We start from the raw sequence: 17,254 nt of genomic DNA, 5'->3' as shown, positions 1-17,254 counted from the left end.
TTAACTAAAATGGAGAAATAATGCAAAAACTTGAAAAAAATAGAGAAAAATATAAATGATAACATTTACCTCGTGGAATATATTTGAATTTACTGAATGAAATGTATAAAAACATATAATACAATGTTTTTAGGGAAATAAAGATAACGTTAACTTTAGGATCTTAATTACTAGGAAAAAAATATAAAGAGGTGTAAAAATGAAAAAGAAAAATTTGGCTGCTATTTGTTTAACTCTTGTATTCATGGTTTTTGGTGCTTTTTTTAATAATGTAGCAAATGTAAGTGCAAAAACAGTAAATTCAGTTAGACAAGCTACTTATCAAAAAACACAATATAATTATGATGAAGATGTAATTAATGACTTCCAAGGTGTTGCAGATTACATACATGAAAATGGAACATTACCAGACAATTATATTACAAAAGAAGAAGCTAGCGATCTTGGTTGGAGACCAGGTGAAGATTTGTGGGACTACGCTCCAGGGAAGAGTATAGGAGGAGACATATTCACTAATTCTGAAAGAGTGTTACCTTATAAAAGAGGAAGAGTATGGCATGAGTGCGATATAAACTATAATGGTGGACATAGAGGCGCAGATAGATTATTATATTCAAATGATGGACTTATCTATGGAACATCAGATCACTATGAAACTTTCACAAGATATTATTAAACCTAAAGGTGATACAAATGAAGACAGTTATTATTGATGGAAGAGATATTAAAGATAAACAAACTCTACATCTTATATTAAAAAGGGAATTGAATTTTCCGGAATACTATGGTAAAAATTTAGATGCTCTTTGGGATTGTCTAACGGTAGATACTAAGATGCCATTAGAAATAGTTTGGAAGAATTTTAAGGATAGTAAAGAAAACCTTGGTGAATATGCTGATATGACAGTAGAACTTTTATCAAGGGTAGAAGAGCACTTTAAGGGTGAATTTAAGGTTAAAATTCAATAATCAGAGATAAAGTGGTATGATTAATTTTCTTACCACTTTATTTTAATTGAAAATAAGTTTATATTTTAGTTAGTTTATATTAATAATATTTTAATAGGATAATAGTATAATTATATGGGTTAAATATTTCAATTTAAAACCTATAGTAAAAAACAAATGGAGGAGTTTATGAATAGGGATGAAAAAGCAGGTGTGCTTTTGATGATAATGATTATAACAGGGGCTTTGATAGTGAATAGAACTATGAATATACATAAAGATTTTAAAAGCCTTAAAAAGCCAACTATAGAAAACAGAGAAGTAGGAGATATGGGAGTATACAAATGGCTTACAGTAAGAGATTTATCTAAAAGATATAAGGTCAGTGAAGGTGAAATCTTTAAAATATTAAGAATTAAGAATTCAAAGGGTGATGAGAATATCCCTATAAAGGATTTGCTTAAAAAGCATAAGAAAACTAAAACTGAGGTAAGGGATAGTTTAATGGAGATAATAAAAAAATATGGTGATAGACGGGATGAAAAATTATGAATAGTTTAATGCAGCTACTAATACAGTATTTTAGACAGTATAATGTGCTTATTTTAAGTACCATATTATTACTTCAAGGAATTGGGATTCCTGATGGAGCTACACTTATAGCTATAGCCTCAGGAGCTTTTGCGTATACAGGTCAGTTTAATATAGCAGGTACCTTTTTAGAGGTATGGCTTACTATTTGGATAGGGGATTGCTTAGGCTATTTTTTCTGGAAAGCAACAGGGCATAAAATGCTAAAAAAATTCCCTAAACTTGAAAATTACTTTAATCCTAAATTAGCTAAAGCTCACAATTATTTAGAAAGACACGGCAAAGGAGCAGTATTTTTTACAAGATTTTTGATAGCACCTATGTCACCTTTTGTAAATGCGGCGGCAGGTATTGTTAACTATAATATAATCATATTTTCAGTGGTTGCACTTTTTGGTGAACTATTTTGGACAGGGATTTATGTGGGGCTTGGATATTATTTCGGTAATTCATGGGAGAGCATTGTACCAGTTGTATCTCAATTTAGCCAAATAGCTTTTTTTGTTGGGATTTTTTTGCTTGGAGCTTATATGTTTTTTAAACTTGTTAAGAGCAAGAAACAAAATTAGGAGATGAAAATTAAGTAAAGAGGTTAAAGAAAAATTAAAAATAGTGAAAGCAGATTTTACAAATACAAATATTAAGTTACCCTTAAGTGATATGATATATGCAAGTTTTAGTTTGCCATTTTGTAAACCAAATAAGTTTAATAGATTTTAGAGTAATATTGAACAAGCATCCAATAAAGGTGTTTTTTTTTGCAGGTACCTTTTTTGGTATTAAAGATGACTGGTATCAAATGCAGGCAGATATAACTTTTCATAGAAGAGATGAAATAGAGGCGCTATTTAATAGTTATACTATAGTAGAAATTAAAGAAAGACAATATGATGGGGAATGTGTAAATAAAAATGGCAAAGTGATTAATAAACACTGGCATGTATATGAGGTTATTGCAATTAAGAAATGATGTACATAGTTATTAAAATTAATATAATAATTGAAATTTCAGTTGGTTACATAAGTTAATAGTTTCACAAACCGTTAATAAATTATATATAGTGTATTAATAATTAAATGTTATTATAAATTTAGGCTAATAAATAACAAGTTTTTATTATAAAACAGTTGGAATCACCCCCCGAAGATACCAACTGTTTTTTTGTTGTTATAAGTAATATTACTTTGAATTTTATTATATAAATTATATATAAAGTTAAAGTGGGGGTATGAAGTGTGCAGGATGTTACACTACTAAGTAAAATATCAGATGGACTTACGGAATGCTGCAAACGTGGCAATATTTCAAAGGTAAGCAAAATGTCAGTGATTGTCAATGAAGAAAGCATGGTAAATGAGGATAATCTATCAGAGTATCTTAAAAACTACAATCAAAAGCTAATAGATGCAGGCACAGAAATAAAGATTGAAATAGGAGATTTACCTAGCCAAGTAGCTATTATAAAGAATATAGAGGGTGACAAAATAGAATAAACCAAGATAGGGAATTTTTTATTTACATTTGGTGCCAAATAAAAAATTCCCGTTTTTATAATACATAATTAATAAGTTTTATTAGGAGTTAATATGGAAGGAAATAATAGAAGCTTTCAAGCTCTTTTGAAAAGTTATAAATTAGGTAAAGGTAAGCCACTTAAGATTTTATTATATATGTATAAAGGTAATTGGAGTAAACTAATTTTATCAACAATATTTTTTATACTAAAACATTCTCCAACCTGGATTTTACCAATTGTTACTGCAAATATAATCAACATTGCAAGTTATCCTAAAAAGTATAATGTGAATGAACTTTGGATAAATGTTATTATTGCAGCTGTTTCTGTAGCACAAAATATAATTACAGAAATGCTTCATATAAAGTATTTAAGTAAGCCTATAAGAGAGGTTGAGGAAAAGCTTAGAAGTAATCTTGTACGTAAACTTCAGATATTGTCTATTTCATATCATAAGGAACTTAAATCTGGAAAACTTCAGTCAAAGATTCTAAGAGATGTAGAAGCTATACAAACTTTATCCTTACAAATATGTACAACCGTCTTTCCAGTTATATTCAATATTATTGTAGCTTTGGTGGTAACCTTCAGTAAAAATTGGATAATGGCAATAATTTTTATAATTGTAATGCCGATATCAGTAGCTATTATGCTTCTCTTTGGAAAAAATGTAAAAAGAACTAATACAGAATTTCGTAAGGAAATAGAAAATATGTCTGCAGATGTGGCAGAAATGGTTGATATGGTGCCAATAACTAGAGCGCATGCTTTAGAAGAGGTTGAAATAAAGAAAATTGATAAAAGATTTGAGAGCATTAGAAGAAAAGGATATCATCTCGATATGACAACGGCACTTTTAGGGGCATCAGGGTGGGTGTTTTTTCAACTTTTTCAGGTTATTTTTCTTGGATTTACTGGATTTTTAGCCTATAAGAATAGCATAACTGTAGGAGAAGTGGTTTTGTATCAAGGATATCTTGGAACTATAATAGGTCAAGTATCTAGTGTGATAAATGTATACCCAATAATTGTAAAAGGCATAGAATCCATAAATTCAGTTGGTGAAATTATACTTGTTAATGATATTGAAAATAATAAAGGAAAGAAAAAGCTTAAAGATGTATATGGTGAGTTCTCTTTTAGAAATGTTGGATTTAAATACAAGGACAGTACTAAGCCAATTTTAAAGGAGTTTAACCTTAATGTAAAAAAAGGTGAGACAGTTGCATTTGTAGGAGAGTCAGGTGCAGGAAAAACAACCTTACTTAATCTTATTATTGGATTTAATAAAGTTACAAGTGGAAGTATAGTTGTAGATGGTATTGATATAAATAAAATAGATCTTAGAAGCTATCGGGAGAAAATAGCTGTAGTTCCTCAAAATACTATGCTATTTTCAGGAAGTATAAAAGATAATATAACCTATGGCCTTTCAAATGTAAGTGAGGAAAAATTACAAAAAGTAATAGAGTATGCTAATTTGGAAAATGTAATAAAGAGAATGCCAAAGGGAATAGAAACAATAATTAAAGAACGTGGACACAATATGTCAGGAGGGCAAAAGCAGAGAATAGCTATAGCTAGAGCCATTATAAGAGAGCCTAATATAATAATTTTAGATGAAGCAACCTCTGCACTTGATAATGTATCAGAATTTATGGTTCAAAAGGCAATTAACAATCTTATTAAGGATCATACTACCTTTATTGTAGCTCATAGGCTTTCTACGATAAAGAATGCAGATCATATTGTAGTATTAAAAGGTGGTAAGTGCGTTGAAGAAGGAACTTATGAAGAGCTTGTTTCAAGGAAAGGTCAGTTCTATAAGGATTTAAGTACAAAGCTATAAGTAATAAAAAAAGGCGATTAAACGCCTTTTTTTATCATATATTTATCATAAAATTTCATTTGAGATATTTCTGGATAATTTTCGAATTCTTTAGGAATTGTATGCACAGTTAAAACGTCACTAGGTAATAATCCTAATACTAAAAATAATAAAATTATTAATAAAAACATAGACATAATTAACCAACTCCCTTCATTTATTATTATACATAAATGAAGGAAAAAAGTCATCATGTTTTATGAAATAAATAAAAAATTGCAAATACAACAATTAATATGATAAATTACATCATATATGGTAAAACTAAACATTAAAGCTTTAACAAAAAATAAATTTACTAGGGTGTTTTTTGATAAATTTAAAATTGAAATTGCTTTTTTTGTGATTTTAAATTTTTAATATGAATAAAGTTAGGTCAAATGCATATAAATAATACTTTAAATAAAATAAAAAATATAAGTGAGGATAACATATCACTTATATTTTTTCTATATTACTTAACTGTTTGGTTTTGAAACCAGATTGTTAATCCACTTCTTGGAAACAAGTCTAGGAATACCAACTAAAAGTTTTACAAACTCCTCCATAAAAACAAAGTAGTAAACAATTCCTATTGGTAAGTGGAAATATAATCCGGTAAGTGCTACAAAAGGTACGCCTACAAGCCACATACCACCCATATCAAGCATAAGGCAGAATTTTGTATCTCCACCACTTCTTAAAATTCCAACCACATTTGTATAGTTAAATATCTTGATCCAAAGAAACATACCTATAATATGAAGAATTTCTTTAGAATACATATGAACAGTACTACTTACATTATAAGCATATAAAATAGCAGGTGAGGTTGTATAAAGTATTATACCCATAAAAATTCCAATAACAGGGCTTAAAATTATAAAACGTTTTGCATATAAAAATGCAGTTTTTTCATCCTTTTCACCAATTTTATTTCCAATCATTATTGCAGCAGCATTTCCAAAACCAAAGAATATTACCATAGATAATCTATCTATAGTTGAAGTAATATTTGTTGCAGCAATAACAGCAGTTCCCATGTGGGCATAAACAGCAGCATAAGCTGTAACACCTAATCCCCACATACTTTCATTAAGTATAACGGGAATGGCCACTTTGAAAAATTTCTTTACAAAAGTGAAGGATAGATCTACCAATTCATGTAATTTTGCAGCTATAGGAAGCTTTAATTTGTAAATTGCAAAAAGCATTAAAAAAAACTCTATAAAGCGTGCAATTAGTGTTGCTATAGCAGAACCGTATACACCAATACCTTTGAAAGAACCTATACCATAAACTAAAGAAAAATTCAAAAATGTATTTATAGCTAAGGCTGTACCACTTACAAACATAGGAATCTTAACTTCTCCAACAGTTCTTAGAATAATTGAATATGCAAAGGAAATACCTGTTACTATGTAGCTTAAGCATATTATTCTAAGATAGTTTGCACCTAAAGATATTACATTTTTATCTGCTGAAAAAAAGCCTATTATGGTTTTTGGGAATATCAATGCACCTAGAGTGAAAATTCCTGATAAAACTATAGTAGCAATTAAACAGATACCGAGAACTCTTTTTATATTTTTAGTATCTCTTTTACCCCAATACTGTGCAGTGAAAATAGAAGCACCGCTGCATGTACCAAAAAGTGCTAAATCTAAAAGAAAAAAATATTGGTTTGCAAGACCAACACCAGCTATAGCTGTTTCGCCAAGGCCACCAATAATTATATTATCTACCAAGTTAAGTGACGACAATATAAAATTTTGAATAATTATTGGAATAGCTAGCTTGGCTGCCGATTTAAAAAATTTCTTGTCATTAAACAGTTGTAGTAAGTTCATTTAACCCCCTCCAAAGTCAGGGTACAAATTATCTATTTGCTAATTTTACTTAAATTAAAGCCCTGACCAAGTACTTCATGTGTGTTACTTATTATCACGAAAGCATGTTCATCTTTTTCGTTTACAAGTTTTTTGAATTTATTAACTTCAGTATGTTCCATTACCACCATAAGTACTGTTTTTTCTTCATCAGTGTATCCACCGCAGCCAGATAATTTTGTGATTCCACGATTAAGTTCTTCCAATACACTTTGTCTAATATCTTCAGTTTTATCTGAGATTACAAAAGCAACCATAGAACTTTTAAAACCAAGCTGTACTATATCTATAACTTTTCCTGTTATAAATAATGATAAAATTGCGTATAGTGCCTTTTCAGGATTTAATATAAAACCAGAAGCTATTATAACCGCAGCATCTATAATGGCTTGGGAGTTACCGATTGATATTCCTGCAAATTTGTTTAAAATTGCTGCTAGTATTGATGTACCTCCAGTTGAACCGTTGCCTTTAAAAACTAAACCAAGACCTATTCCTGCAAGAACACCACCATATATGGAGGCTAATAATGCATTTGAAGTCACAGAAGGAATGTTTTTAGTTAGGAATATAAATAGTGGTAAAATAATTGTTCCAAGTGCGGAGTTTAAGGTGAATTTTTTACCTAAAAAGAACAAACCTAAAAAGAAAAGAGGAATGTTTCCTATCCATTGAGTTATAGCAGGTTCTATGTGAAATAATTGGTTTATTAAAATTGATATTCCAACCATTCCACCAGAAGCTATTTTACTTGGACCTAGAAATAAATTAAAACCTAAAGCAGTTATTAAGCTTCCTATAATTATTAATGAGTTCTGAATTAAAAAATTAAATTTTTTACTTTTTCTTATGTTAGATATTGTTGACAAGTAACTTCCTCCTTAAAAATTTTAGTATAATTCAAGTTGCATATTACTACTTTAAAGTGGCTAAATTCAAAGTACACACTATATATAACTTACAGTCTAATTTTAAAATTGTCAATTAAAAGTAATGTGCCAAAAATAGATAAAGTTTCTAAAACTAATTTTAAACTGGTTTTAGAAACTTTATAATATGCTAGGTCCATTTCTCTGCCCATTTTTGAATTTCTTCCATGACACTTTTAAGCTCTAGTCCTTTTTCAGTGAGTTCATATTCTATTCTAACAGGTGTTTCAGGATAAACACGTCTAACTATAATACCTTGTTTTTCTAATTCCTTAAATCTTTCAGTTAACATACGGGCGCTTAAACTTGGAATTATTTCTTGAATATCAGAAAATCTTTTGGCACCATTTAATAGAGAATGTACAATGAGTCCATTCCATCGTTTGCCAAGTATTTCAAAAGCAGCTTCGAAATGAGGGCATAATTTAAATGTATCCAATACTATCACCTCCAGTAATAATTTTATCATATTTACTTGACAAAAGTAAGTAGGTTATTATATTATAGTTACATAAAGTAAGTTGGTATTTAAAAATTATTTGATATAAATAAGTTAAAGGTATTATTGTATTAATTGTAAATTGGAGGTATATAATATGGTTGATTTTGAGAAACTTATTGAAGAGAGACGTTCTGCGAATAACTTTTTGGAGGGTGTAGAAGTTCCTAAGAAGGATTTTATTGAAATATTTGAATTACTTAAGCTGGCCCCTTCCTGCTTTAATATACAGCATGCAAATTATTTAGTTATAACAGACAAAGATAAAAAGGAAGAGGTAAGAAAGGCAGCTTTTAACCAATACAAGGTTCATACAGCTTCAGCAGCAATATTAGTACTTGGTGATAAAGAAGCGTATAAGGATTCAGATAAATTATATTCTGGTATGGTTGATTTAAAAATGATTTCAAAAGTTGAATATGAGAATATTTTAAATGATATAAAAAACCTTTATGAAGGTAGAGGTGAAGAGTTTAAACATGATGAAGCTATAAGAAATGCTTCTATTTCGGCAATGATGTTTATGCTTATTGCCAAATCTAAAGGCTGGGATACATGTCCAATGATAGGCTTTGATAATGAAAAAATGCACAAAGCCCTTAATATCCCTGAAAGATATCAAATAACAATGTTAATAACTATGGGTAAAGAAGATACTAAAAATAAAAGATTTAGGGGATATAGAAAGCCTATAAATGAGTTTGTTAAATTTAATGAATTTTAAACATGTAAAAATTATATAATAGGAGGCTTAATTATGATTTCACCTATGTTTATATGTCATGGTTCGCCAGAATTGGTATTGCAGGATAATGAATATACTAAATGTTTAAAAAAGGTTGGTAAGGAAGTTAATCCTAAGGTAATTGTGGTATTTACAGCCCATTTTGAAAATAAAATAACTACTATAAGTAATAGAGATGACCAGTATACAACTATTCATGATTTTTATGGATTTGAGGATAAACTTTATACTATAAATTATCCAGCAAAAGGTTCTAAAGTTATAGCAGAAAAGATAAAGGATATGTTTGATAGTAACAATATTGATAGCGAATTTGATTATAATAGGGGACTTGATCATGGAACTTGGAGTATTTTAAAATTAATGTTTCCTAAAGCAGATGTACCTGTAGTTCAGATTTCTGTAAACCCATACTTGGCTATGGATAAACAGTACGATATTGGAAATGCAATAAAAGAACTAAGTAGTCAGGATATACTTGTAGTTGGCAGTGGTGCAACTGTTCATAATTTAGCAAAAATAAAATGGGAGAAAACAACACCAGATACATGGGCAGTAGAATTCGATGATTGGATTATTAATAAAGTAGAACAAAAAGATTTAAAGTCATTATTTTATTATAGAAAATTAGCACCAAATGCAGAAATAGCAGTACCAAGAGAAGAACACATAGTACCACTTTTTATAATTCTTGGAGTTGCTGGACTAAACAAAGATTTAAAGGTATTAAGTAGAAAATATGACTATGGTAATTTAAGTTATGTATGTATGGAATTTTAAAAAATAATATAAGTATAAAGTTAAAGTAGCCTATAGTAAGTTTTAGTATAATATAGACTACTTTTTTTGAAATTTACTAATGTACACTTTCGCTGCTTATGTCAAGTACAATACCTTTAGCGATTCTAGTTAATTTTTCATTTATAATAAAGCCAAGTATTAACCATGCTAATACTATATAAGGGAATATGTTTGTTGGAAAAGCTGGAATAGGATAAATATTTGCATATAATACATACAATAATGTGATTATAGAAAGTATAGGCATAACTATACTTAAATTATTAATTTCTTTTGTTCTTTTAAAGAATACTATTGCACCAATGCTTGTAAATATATAGGATACTATTATTGCAAGTGAACCTATAGTAGCTAAATAATTAAAGGCTTCAATTCCATCTTTATTAAATAATATAGCTTGAAGTACTAATGCTACAATAGTAATTAATATTATTCCAACATAAGGTGTGTTATGTTTTTTATGAAGTATTGATAATTTTTTTGTAAGTATCCCATCTTTACTCATTGAAAATAATATTCTAGAACCAGCGCATACAGAACCAAGTGAACAAGAAAAACAAGAAAGTGAAGCTGAAAAAAGTAAAAAAATTCCGAAAGTTCTGGATATATATTTTGTAGATAAGTCAGTTAAAGGTAAGGATGAGGAAGATAAAGCTTTAAGTCCTTTTGCATCAAGCCCAAAGCCTATAACCTGGCTGTAGCTGGATAGTAAATAAAATATACCAGTAACAAATACAGCACTTCCTATAGCAAGGGGGATGAATTTTTTCGGATTTCTTGTTTCTTCACCAAGACTAGAAGCACTTTCAAAACCTATAAAAGATAAAAATGCTAATACAGAAGTACTTGCTAAAGTAGAAAAGCTATTTCCATTTGTTTTAAAAGGCATGGAGCTTAAACCTTTGGTAGATCCAACTTTAAAAAGAATAACAACAGATAAAATAAGAATTAGAAAAATAGATAAACCTTCTAAAGTAAGCATAATTCTTGTGCTTAGCTTAGCATCCATAATACCAAGGAATATTATACCTATTGAAAAGATTGCGGCAAGAGGAAACCAGCCTATTTGTATACCAAAGTAATTTAAAAATTTACTGAAGAAGGCACCTAATTCAGCACAGCAGCCTGCGGCTAGCATTATGTATGCAAGTAGCAGTGCCCAGCCGGTTAAAAAACCAAATCTATTACCTAATGCTTTTTGTGTGAATGTATATAATGAACCTGCACTTGAAAAATAATGATTAAATTTAATAACAGAGTAAGATACAAGTCCAACTACAATCATTGATATAAAAAATATGAGAGGTGCTGAAAAAGAAGCAGTTTCAGCCATAAGTGAGACATTTACAGACATTGCAGCAGTGGGAGCGATAATTGCAACAGAAAGTGCTATAGTTTCGATTATACTTAAATTATCTTTTTTTAAATTTGCCATTTTGAATACCTCCTCTAAAATGTGTTTTTTAAAAGACTACATTATTTTTTGAATAAAAAACAATATAACGTTACTTAAATTATTAATTTAATAAAAAACTTATATATAATTTAACACATCTTTAAAAAATATAGTATATCCAAAATGGACAAAAATAAGGAAAATCTTTGTTTTAAGTAAATAAGAATAAAGCTTAAAACTATACTTTAATCTATAGTTTTAAGCTTTATATAAGGGGTTATATATTCATTAAGGAGAGAGTTTGTTTATATTTTAATCTTTATATGAATTTCTAAGTTGTATTTGATGTCTAAAAAGTTGTTTGAAAATTTCATCCTTGCTTTTGCTAAGTATGTTTACATAAGCAAAGTCATAATAAGTAAATTCCCCAACGTTAAAGTGCTGCAATATTTTACCTGATATATCGATAATGGTATCGTCTTCAAAAAAAATCTTCAAATTAATAATTTTATCTTTCTTATAATATTTGATGGAATTAATAGATATATAGAACATTAGATTACTACCACCAATTTTGCATATTTCAACGTTATGAGTATTATATGAGTCAAGCTGAAGTTGAGCTTTTAAATCCCAAAATATATTAAAGGAATCTTCATAAACTACATATTCGAAATTTGATAGAATCACCTCATTTTCATTAAAGTATACTATTTTTACATTGTACTCAATAATTTCGTTTGTACTTTCACTTATATAAATATTACTGCTTAATATGGTGCTTTTATCAATGGTTTTTATAAAATTAAATTTATCAGTTTTAAAAATGTATCCCATTTTATATTTTACAAGTGAACCCTCTATGGAGTGGATTTCCTTTTCTGTAGTTATAGTGAGGGTACTCCAATTGATAGTATTTAAATGTGTGGTTTCAGAAGGTTTTAAGCGGCCAATTAATATGTCTAACATGCTATCGGCAACTTTAGGATCATAAATTGTTCCTTTATATTTTCTAATTTCAGAAATCACATAATTTATATCTTTGGATTTTTTATAGCTTCTAGGTGATAACATAGCGTCAACAGAATCAGCTACTTTTATTATTCTACTTATAAGTGGTATATCTTCACCTTTTAAGTTATCAGGGTATCCAGTACCGTTATAATTTTCATGATGGTATTTTGATATATTAGCTATTTCATCTAGTCCTGTCATATTTTTTATTAAATTATAGCTGTAGGTGCTATGACCTTTTATTATTTCAAATTCCTTGTTATTTAGAGGACCCTTTTTATTTAATATGGCTTCAGGTATATATATTTTGCCAATATCGTGGAGAATTCCAGCTAGATAAGCTTTTTCTATAAGATCCTGTGGTAGTTCCATTCTTATAGCTATTTCTTTTGAAAAGTTGGCAACATGATAAGGGTGTAAAAGCATAAAAAAATCTTTTTCTCGTGTTATTTCAGAAAAAGTATTTATAATACTAAAAAGAGAACGATTTTTTTCATCTATTAAATACATTGTTTTATATAATCTACTAATATCATCAATAACATTTTTTACTCTTGTTTTTTCTAGATTAAGAAGATCTAGTTTTTCATCTGATGCATTTATTTTACATAGATAGATTGCACCTTTTACTGTACTATCCTCCCAAAGCAAAGGAATATATATTTCGGATTTTGCTTCAGGTATAAGAGTAGCGTATGAGGAGTCTTTGCTATATAATAGAACTTGTTTATTCTTTAAAAATAAAGTAATAGCATAATTTTTTAATGAAGTAAATTCTTTTATAATATATTTTTTGGATTTTTTATATTTATTTTTGAATTGGATAAACATTTTTTCGGAATAAAGGATTTTTTTGTGGTTTGGGAAATTTATTAAGCCTATAATCTGGTAATCCATTATGGTGCATAGCTTTTTTAAGCATTTATCGATGTCGCTATAAACGTCTAGATTATTTGACTTATATTCATAAAAGTTAATCAAAGTATCACTCCTTAATATCAAGTGGTAAAAAATAATCACAGTGTATAAAATTACAAAAATTGAAGAATATGTTAATTATATGTTACCATAAAATTAACTTTTATTGCAAAATTAAATTGAGGTTTTTATAAAAAATTATCAAAATATTTTGAGGTGTATTATGAATAAGACAATAGGATTGTTAGCTCATGTTGATGCTGGTAAGACTACCTTAGCAGAACAAATTTTATATCATACTAAAAGTATAAGAAAACGTGGAAGAGTGGATCATAAAGATTCTTTTTTAGATAATAGTTCAGTTGAAAAAGAAAGAGGAATAACTGTATTTTCGGAACAAGCTGTTTTTGAATTTAAAGATTCAAAATATTTTTTGGTGGATACACCAGGCCATATGGATTTTTCACCAGAGATGGAAAGAGCTATTGAAGTTATGGATTATGCGGTACTTATAATAAGTGGTGTTGATGGAGTTCAAAGTCAAACTGAAAATATATGGACAATTCTTAGAAAACACAATATCCCCACAATATTTTTTATAAATAAAATGGATAGAGTTAATGCAAATAAAGAAAATGTAATTAAAGAAATTAAAGATAATTTTACGGAAAATATTTTTTGTATTAGTGAAGGTGAATTATCAGAAGAGGTAATTGAATTTATTGCTGAAAAAGATGATGATGTATGTGAAGCATATTTAACTTCTGGTTATGAAAAAGAGTTATGGTTTAATTCAATGAAAAAATTAATAAAGAAAAGTAAGATATTTCCTTGCTTTATGGGGTCTGCATTAGAGGATTCTGGAATAGAAGTATTTTTAGATGGATTACACAATTTAACATATACTGAATACAATGCAGTTGAAAAATTTGTGGGTTTAGTATATAAGATAAGATATGATGAAACTAGAAATAAGATAATTCATATAAAAGCACTTAAGGGCAGTCTTAAGGTTAAGCAGGAGGTTATTATTAAAAATCAATCAAATAAGATAAATGAAATAAGATTTTATAACGGAAATAAATACACAACAGCAGGTTTGGCTGAAGCAGGTGAAATATTTGCAGCTATAGGTATTAAGGAGGTTAAGGTTGGAGATTTTATTGGTAACAATGTAGAAAATATCAAATATAATATGATTCCAACCTTAAAATCAAAAGTTATATTTGACGAAAAACTTAATAGCAATGAGGTTTTTGAATATTTTAAAATTTTGGAAGAGGAAGAACCGTCTTTAAATGTATTATGGAACGAAAAACTTAAAAGTCTTGAGATACATGTAATGGGTAAAATAGAATTAGAAATTCTAAAAACAATTGTTATGGAAAGATTTAAGTTGAAAGTAGACTTTGGAGCCTGTGAAGTTTTATATAAGGAAACCATAACTAAAAAAGCTAATGGGTATGGTCATTTTGAACCTTTAAGACATTATGCTGAAGTATGTCTTGAATTAGAGCCGGCACCACTAAATAGTGGTATAACCTTTAAAAGTAAGTGCAAAACAGAAAGTCTTACAATAGGAGAGCAAAATCTTGTAAAAACACATATATTTGAAAGAGAACACCATGGAATTTTAATAGGTGCTTCAGTTACAGACATAAATATAATTTTAATAGATGGAAGACACCATATTAAACATACTAGTGGAGGAGATTTTAGAGAAGCGACTTTAAGAGCTTTAAGACAAGGTCTTGAAAGTACAGATAATATTCTCTTAGAGCCATTTTATGATTTTAGAATAGAAGTTAATATAGGTGAAATTGGAAGGGTAATTTCAGATATTAATAAAATGAGTGGTGAGTTCTATGAGCCCCAGATGAAAGGTGATACGTGTATTATAAAAGGTAAGGGTCCTGTGGTAGAATTTATGGATTATCCTTCAGCTTTAGCTTCATTTACAAAAGGCAGGGGAAAAATAAGTTTAGCTTTTAGTGGATATGAGAAGTGTCATAATTCCGAAGAGGTTATTAGTAGTGTAAACTATAATAAATATGATGATATAGAATATACTTCTACATCAATATTTTGTTCAAAAGGTCAAGCTTATGAAGTTAAGGGAAGTGAAGTTGTTAATTTCATGCATTCTTTAAAATAGTTAAATGGTGACTTGTCACCATTTAAGGTGGCTATTAAAAAACTAACAGTTAGTTTTTTAATAGCCGCCTTTTAGCTTGTTTTTTAATACTATAAATTTATAGTAATCTTAATAATATGTAGTATTATTAATTGTTAATTATTCTTCTCGCTGTATTGTAGTGAAGACTATAGTAACCGCTGCTTAAAGTATTTATTTTTACTTTTGCATTTCGTTTTTTTGCTATTGCTATGCTAGTACAAGAACTATCTCCTCCACCGGCATTTATAAATTCTCCATTACCAATATATATACCAACATGAGAAACAGGTTTGTAAAAGAATACTAAATCACCAGGTTTTAAATTTGCTTTTGACACATATTTTCCTGCAGTGGATTGTGCTTTTGATGTACGTGGGATGTTATATCCAAAATGCTTGTACACATAACTGGTAAAACCTGAACAATCAAAAGTATTTGGACCGGATGCTCCCCAAATATAGTAGTCTCCAAGATGACCTTTGGCATAGCTTACAATTGACTGTCCTGTTGTAGCAGCTTGTACATTTTTATTAAAGCCTACACCTAGAAAATCTAACATACAAAACAATGCAATCATAAATGCTACTAATTTTTTGGATTTAAATTTTTTCATAATAATACCTCCTAAGTTTTATTATAATATATGCTAATATGTATATATTGTTGCATATTATGAAAAAATATGCAATATATTTTATGGAATTGTTTAATTAAAAAATATTTTGTATTAAATCATAAGCATTTTTAAAATAAAAAATTAGCATAATTATTTTTACATAGATTAACTGTTATCTTGTATATTTTTGAATATATAACTAAATAGTACATTTGTGAAAATAAAAACAAAATTGACAATAAATGCGTAATAATATAGACTATTTAATATATTAAAGCGGTTGCTAGTTCGTGCATATTGTAATAACAAAAAGGATGTGATGTAATGGCAGCTACTATAAGAGATGTTGCGAGACTTGCAAAGGTGTCACCTTCAACAGTATCTAGGGTGCTAAATGATAGTGATAAAATAAGTGATAAGACTAAAGATAGGGTTCGCAAAGCTATTAAAAAATTAGATTATCACACTAATGCTATAGCTAGGAGTTTAGCCAATAATTCTACTAAAATACTTGGACTAATAGTGCCTAACGAAGCTAAGTGTTTATTTAAAAATCCATTTTTTGTGAAGACTATGAGGGGAATAAGTTTATGTGCCCATGAGAGTGAATACTACATAATGTATGACTTCGGAAGTAGTGAGGAGGAAGAGGTATCTGTTATAAAAAAGTATGTTCAAAGTAAAATGTTAGATGGTATCATACTTTTAACAGCAAGAGAAAACGATAAGTGTATAAACTTTTTAAAGGACCTTAAATATCCCTTTGTTGTTGTTGGAAGACCGGAAGACTCTACTGGTGTTATGTGGGTTGATAATGATAATTTTAAGGCTATGTATACTCTTGTTGATAATCTTATTAGAAGAGGAGCTGACTCTATAGCGTTTATTGGGGCAGCTAAGGAAATGAATATGTCAAGAGATAGACTTGATGGTTATAAAAGAGCTTTGGCAGTGCACGGCAGAGAAATTGATGAAAATATTATAATCGAACAAAAAAGCTTTAATGAAGAAGATGGATATGAAGCAATGAAAAAAATACTAGAAGTTAAAACTCCATCAGTAGTAGTAACAACAGATGATTTATTGGCATTTGGAGTTTTGAAATGTCTAAACGACATAGAGGAGAAGGGAGTATCTGTAATTGGATTTAATAATATTCCACTAGCTGAATACCAAAATCCACCACTTGCATCAGTGGATATAAACGCTGAGAAGTTAGGGTATTATGCAGCGAAATTGCTTATTGATAGTGTAAGTAATAAGGGAATTCAGCAAAATCATTTTATAATAGATACATTTCTTAAAGAGAGGAAATCTATAAAGCTTCAAAATGGTGCTGTATAAGCAC

General features: G+C 28.8%; 18 protein-coding genes. 11 read left to right on the top strand and 7 right to left on the bottom strand.

Annotated features, from left to right (window positions below):
- Positions 1 to 199: 199 nt before the first annotated feature.
- The 7 genes from CLFE_RS17245 to CLFE_RS17215 all read left to right on the top strand — a co-directional run bounded on the left by CLFE_RS17245 (position 200) and on the right by CLFE_RS17215 (position 4,905).
- A complete protein-coding gene (locus tag CLFE_RS17245; protein WP_077832491.1) occupies positions 200 to 676 on the top strand; it encodes a ribonuclease in 477 nt (158 codons plus the stop codon).
- Between the two features lie 17 nt (positions 677 to 693).
- A complete protein-coding gene (locus tag CLFE_RS17240) occupies positions 694 to 969 on the top strand; it encodes a barstar family protein (RefSeq protein WP_077894130.1) in 276 nt (91 codons plus the stop codon).
- A gap of 168 nt (positions 970 to 1,137) precedes the next feature.
- On the top strand, positions 1,138 to 1,500 hold the full coding sequence (locus CLFE_RS17235; RefSeq protein WP_077832489.1) for a hypothetical protein: 363 nt from the start codon (positions 1,138 to 1,140) through the stop codon (positions 1,498 to 1,500).
- On the top strand, positions 1,497 to 2,108 hold the full coding sequence (locus CLFE_RS17230; RefSeq protein WP_077832488.1) for a DedA family protein: 612 nt from the start codon (positions 1,497 to 1,499) through the stop codon (positions 2,106 to 2,108). The genes CLFE_RS17235 and CLFE_RS17230 overlap by 4 nt, the downstream gene beginning before the upstream one ends.
- Before the next feature lie 98 nt (positions 2,109 to 2,206).
- Positions 2,207 to 2,509 carry a hypothetical protein gene (locus CLFE_RS17225; RefSeq protein WP_077894129.1) on the top strand — a complete coding sequence of 101 codons (303 nt, stop codon included), beginning with the start codon at positions 2,207 to 2,209 and terminating at the stop codon, positions 2,507 to 2,509.
- Positions 2,510 to 2,775: 266 nt separating this feature from the next.
- Positions 2,776 to 3,033 carry a hypothetical protein gene (locus CLFE_RS17220; protein ID WP_077832486.1) on the top strand — a complete coding sequence of 86 codons (258 nt, stop codon included), beginning with the start codon at positions 2,776 to 2,778 and terminating at the stop codon, positions 3,031 to 3,033.
- Positions 3,034 to 3,126: 93 nt separating this feature from the next.
- Positions 3,127 to 4,905 (top strand): ABC transporter ATP-binding protein, encoded by a 1,779-nt coding sequence (locus tag CLFE_RS17215; protein WP_077894128.1) that lies wholly within the window; start codon positions 3,127 to 3,129, stop codon positions 4,903 to 4,905.
- 17 nt (positions 4,906 to 4,922) lie between these two features.
- Here CLFE_RS17215 and CLFE_RS17210 read toward each other — a convergent pair whose 3' ends face one another.
- From CLFE_RS17210 to CLFE_RS17195, 4 genes are all read right to left on the bottom strand, one after another.
- Positions 4,923 to 5,081, bottom strand: a complete 159-nt coding sequence (locus CLFE_RS17210) for an endoglucanase (RefSeq protein ID WP_077832485.1) — start codon at positions 5,079 to 5,081, stop codon at positions 4,923 to 4,925.
- A 321-nt stretch (positions 5,082 to 5,402) separates the two neighbouring features.
- The gene (locus CLFE_RS17205) at positions 5,403 to 6,773 is read right to left on the bottom strand and encodes an MATE family efflux transporter (protein WP_077894127.1); all 1,371 of its coding nucleotides are present in this window, start codon (positions 6,771 to 6,773) and stop codon (positions 5,403 to 5,405) included.
- A 32-nt stretch (positions 6,774 to 6,805) separates the two neighbouring features.
- Positions 6,806 to 7,681 carry a YitT family protein gene (locus CLFE_RS17200; protein ID WP_077894126.1) on the bottom strand — a complete coding sequence of 292 codons (876 nt, stop codon included), beginning with the start codon at positions 7,679 to 7,681 and terminating at the stop codon, positions 6,806 to 6,808.
- 190 nt (positions 7,682 to 7,871) lie between these two features.
- Positions 7,872 to 8,210, bottom strand: a complete 339-nt coding sequence (locus CLFE_RS17195) for a winged helix-turn-helix transcriptional regulator (RefSeq protein WP_349497222.1) — start codon at positions 8,208 to 8,210, stop codon at positions 7,872 to 7,874.
- Positions 8,211 to 8,337: 127 nt separating this feature from the next.
- Here CLFE_RS17195 and CLFE_RS17190 point away from each other — a divergent pair, with 127 nt between their 5' ends.
- The gene (locus CLFE_RS17190; protein WP_077894124.1) at positions 8,338 to 8,964 is read left to right on the top strand and encodes a nitroreductase family protein; all 627 of its coding nucleotides are present in this window, start codon (positions 8,338 to 8,340) and stop codon (positions 8,962 to 8,964) included.
- A 33-nt stretch (positions 8,965 to 8,997) separates the two neighbouring features.
- Complete coding sequence (locus CLFE_RS17185) at positions 8,998 to 9,765, top strand: DODA-type extradiol aromatic ring-opening family dioxygenase (RefSeq protein ID WP_077894123.1); 768 nt, start codon at positions 8,998 to 9,000, stop codon at positions 9,763 to 9,765.
- Positions 9,766 to 9,841: 76 nt separating this feature from the next.
- Here CLFE_RS17185 and CLFE_RS17180 read toward each other — a convergent pair whose 3' ends face one another.
- Together CLFE_RS17180 and CLFE_RS17175 are read right to left on the bottom strand one after the other, a co-directional pair.
- Positions 9,842 to 11,221, bottom strand: coding sequence for an APC family permease (locus CLFE_RS17180; protein ID WP_077832480.1), 1,380 nt, complete (start codon positions 11,219 to 11,221; stop codon positions 9,842 to 9,844).
- Between the two features lie 273 nt (positions 11,222 to 11,494).
- Positions 11,495 to 13,177, bottom strand: coding sequence for an HD-GYP domain-containing protein (locus tag CLFE_RS17175; RefSeq protein ID WP_077894122.1), 1,683 nt, complete (start codon positions 13,175 to 13,177; stop codon positions 11,495 to 11,497).
- Between the two features lie 160 nt (positions 13,178 to 13,337).
- On the opposite strand from CLFE_RS17175, the gene CLFE_RS17170 reads away from it, so the two are divergent.
- Positions 13,338 to 15,269 carry an elongation factor G gene (locus tag CLFE_RS17170; protein WP_077894121.1) on the top strand — a complete coding sequence of 644 codons (1,932 nt, stop codon included), beginning with the start codon at positions 13,338 to 13,340 and terminating at the stop codon, positions 15,267 to 15,269.
- A 127-nt stretch (positions 15,270 to 15,396) separates the two neighbouring features.
- Here the strand turns inward: CLFE_RS17170 and CLFE_RS17165 are convergent, their stop codons facing one another.
- The gene (locus tag CLFE_RS17165; RefSeq protein WP_077894120.1) at positions 15,397 to 15,903 is read right to left on the bottom strand and encodes a C40 family peptidase; all 507 of its coding nucleotides are present in this window, start codon (positions 15,901 to 15,903) and stop codon (positions 15,397 to 15,399) included.
- Positions 15,904 to 16,230: 327 nt separating this feature from the next.
- Between CLFE_RS17165 and CLFE_RS17160 the strand changes: the two genes are divergently transcribed.
- Positions 16,231 to 17,250 (top strand): LacI family DNA-binding transcriptional regulator, encoded by a 1,020-nt coding sequence (locus CLFE_RS17160; protein WP_077832476.1) that lies wholly within the window; start codon positions 16,231 to 16,233, stop codon positions 17,248 to 17,250.
- The last annotated feature ends 4 nt before the right edge of the window (positions 17,251 to 17,254 follow it).

The sequence above is a fragment of the Clostridium felsineum DSM 794 genome (genome assembly GCF_002006355.2).
Classification (GTDB): Bacteria; Bacillota; Clostridia; order Clostridiales; family Clostridiaceae; genus Clostridium_S; species Clostridium_S felsineum.
The sequence above is the reverse complement of the archived record's forward strand: the minus strand, read 5'-3'. Positions and strand labels throughout refer to the sequence as shown.

Excerpts from the sequence above, each read along its gene's own strand:
- CLFE_RS17245 (WP_077832491.1), top strand. The coding sequence starts at position 200 with ATGAAAAAGAAAAATTTGGCTGCTATTTGTTTAACTCTTGTATTCATG.
- CLFE_RS17240 (WP_077894130.1), top strand. The coding sequence starts at position 694 with ATGAAGACAGTTATTATTGATGGAAGAGATATTAAAGATAAACAAACT.
- CLFE_RS17235 (WP_077832489.1), top strand. The coding sequence starts at position 1,138 with ATGAATAGGGATGAAAAAGCAGGTGTGCTTTTGATGATAATGATTATA.
- CLFE_RS17230 (WP_077832488.1), top strand. The coding sequence starts at position 1,497 with ATGAATAGTTTAATGCAGCTACTAATACAGTATTTTAGACAGTATAAT.
- CLFE_RS17225 (WP_077894129.1), top strand. The coding sequence starts at position 2,207 with ATGCAAGTTTTAGTTTGCCATTTTGTAAACCAAATAAGTTTAATAGAT.
- CLFE_RS17215 (WP_077894128.1), top strand. The coding sequence starts at position 3,127 with ATGGAAGGAAATAATAGAAGCTTTCAAGCTCTTTTGAAAAGTTATAAA.
- CLFE_RS17210 (WP_077832485.1), bottom strand. The coding sequence starts at position 5,081 with ATGTCTATGTTTTTATTAATAATTTTATTATTTTTAGTATTAGGATTA.
- CLFE_RS17205 (WP_077894127.1), bottom strand. The coding sequence starts at position 6,773 with ATGAACTTACTACAACTGTTTAATGACAAGAAATTTTTTAAATCGGCA.
- CLFE_RS17195 (WP_349497222.1), bottom strand. The coding sequence starts at position 8,210 with ATGATAAAATTATTACTGGAGGTGATAGTATTGGATACATTTAAATTA.
- CLFE_RS17190 (WP_077894124.1), top strand. The coding sequence starts at position 8,338 with ATGGTTGATTTTGAGAAACTTATTGAAGAGAGACGTTCTGCGAATAAC.
- CLFE_RS17185 (WP_077894123.1), top strand. The coding sequence starts at position 8,998 with ATGATTTCACCTATGTTTATATGTCATGGTTCGCCAGAATTGGTATTG.
- CLFE_RS17180 (WP_077832480.1), bottom strand. The coding sequence starts at position 11,221 with ATGGCAAATTTAAAAAAAGATAATTTAAGTATAATCGAAACTATAGCA.
- CLFE_RS17170 (WP_077894121.1), top strand. The coding sequence starts at position 13,338 with ATGAATAAGACAATAGGATTGTTAGCTCATGTTGATGCTGGTAAGACT.
- CLFE_RS17165 (WP_077894120.1), bottom strand. The coding sequence starts at position 15,903 with ATGAAAAAATTTAAATCCAAAAAATTAGTAGCATTTATGATTGCATTG.
- CLFE_RS17160 (WP_077832476.1), top strand. The coding sequence starts at position 16,231 with ATGGCAGCTACTATAAGAGATGTTGCGAGACTTGCAAAGGTGTCACCT.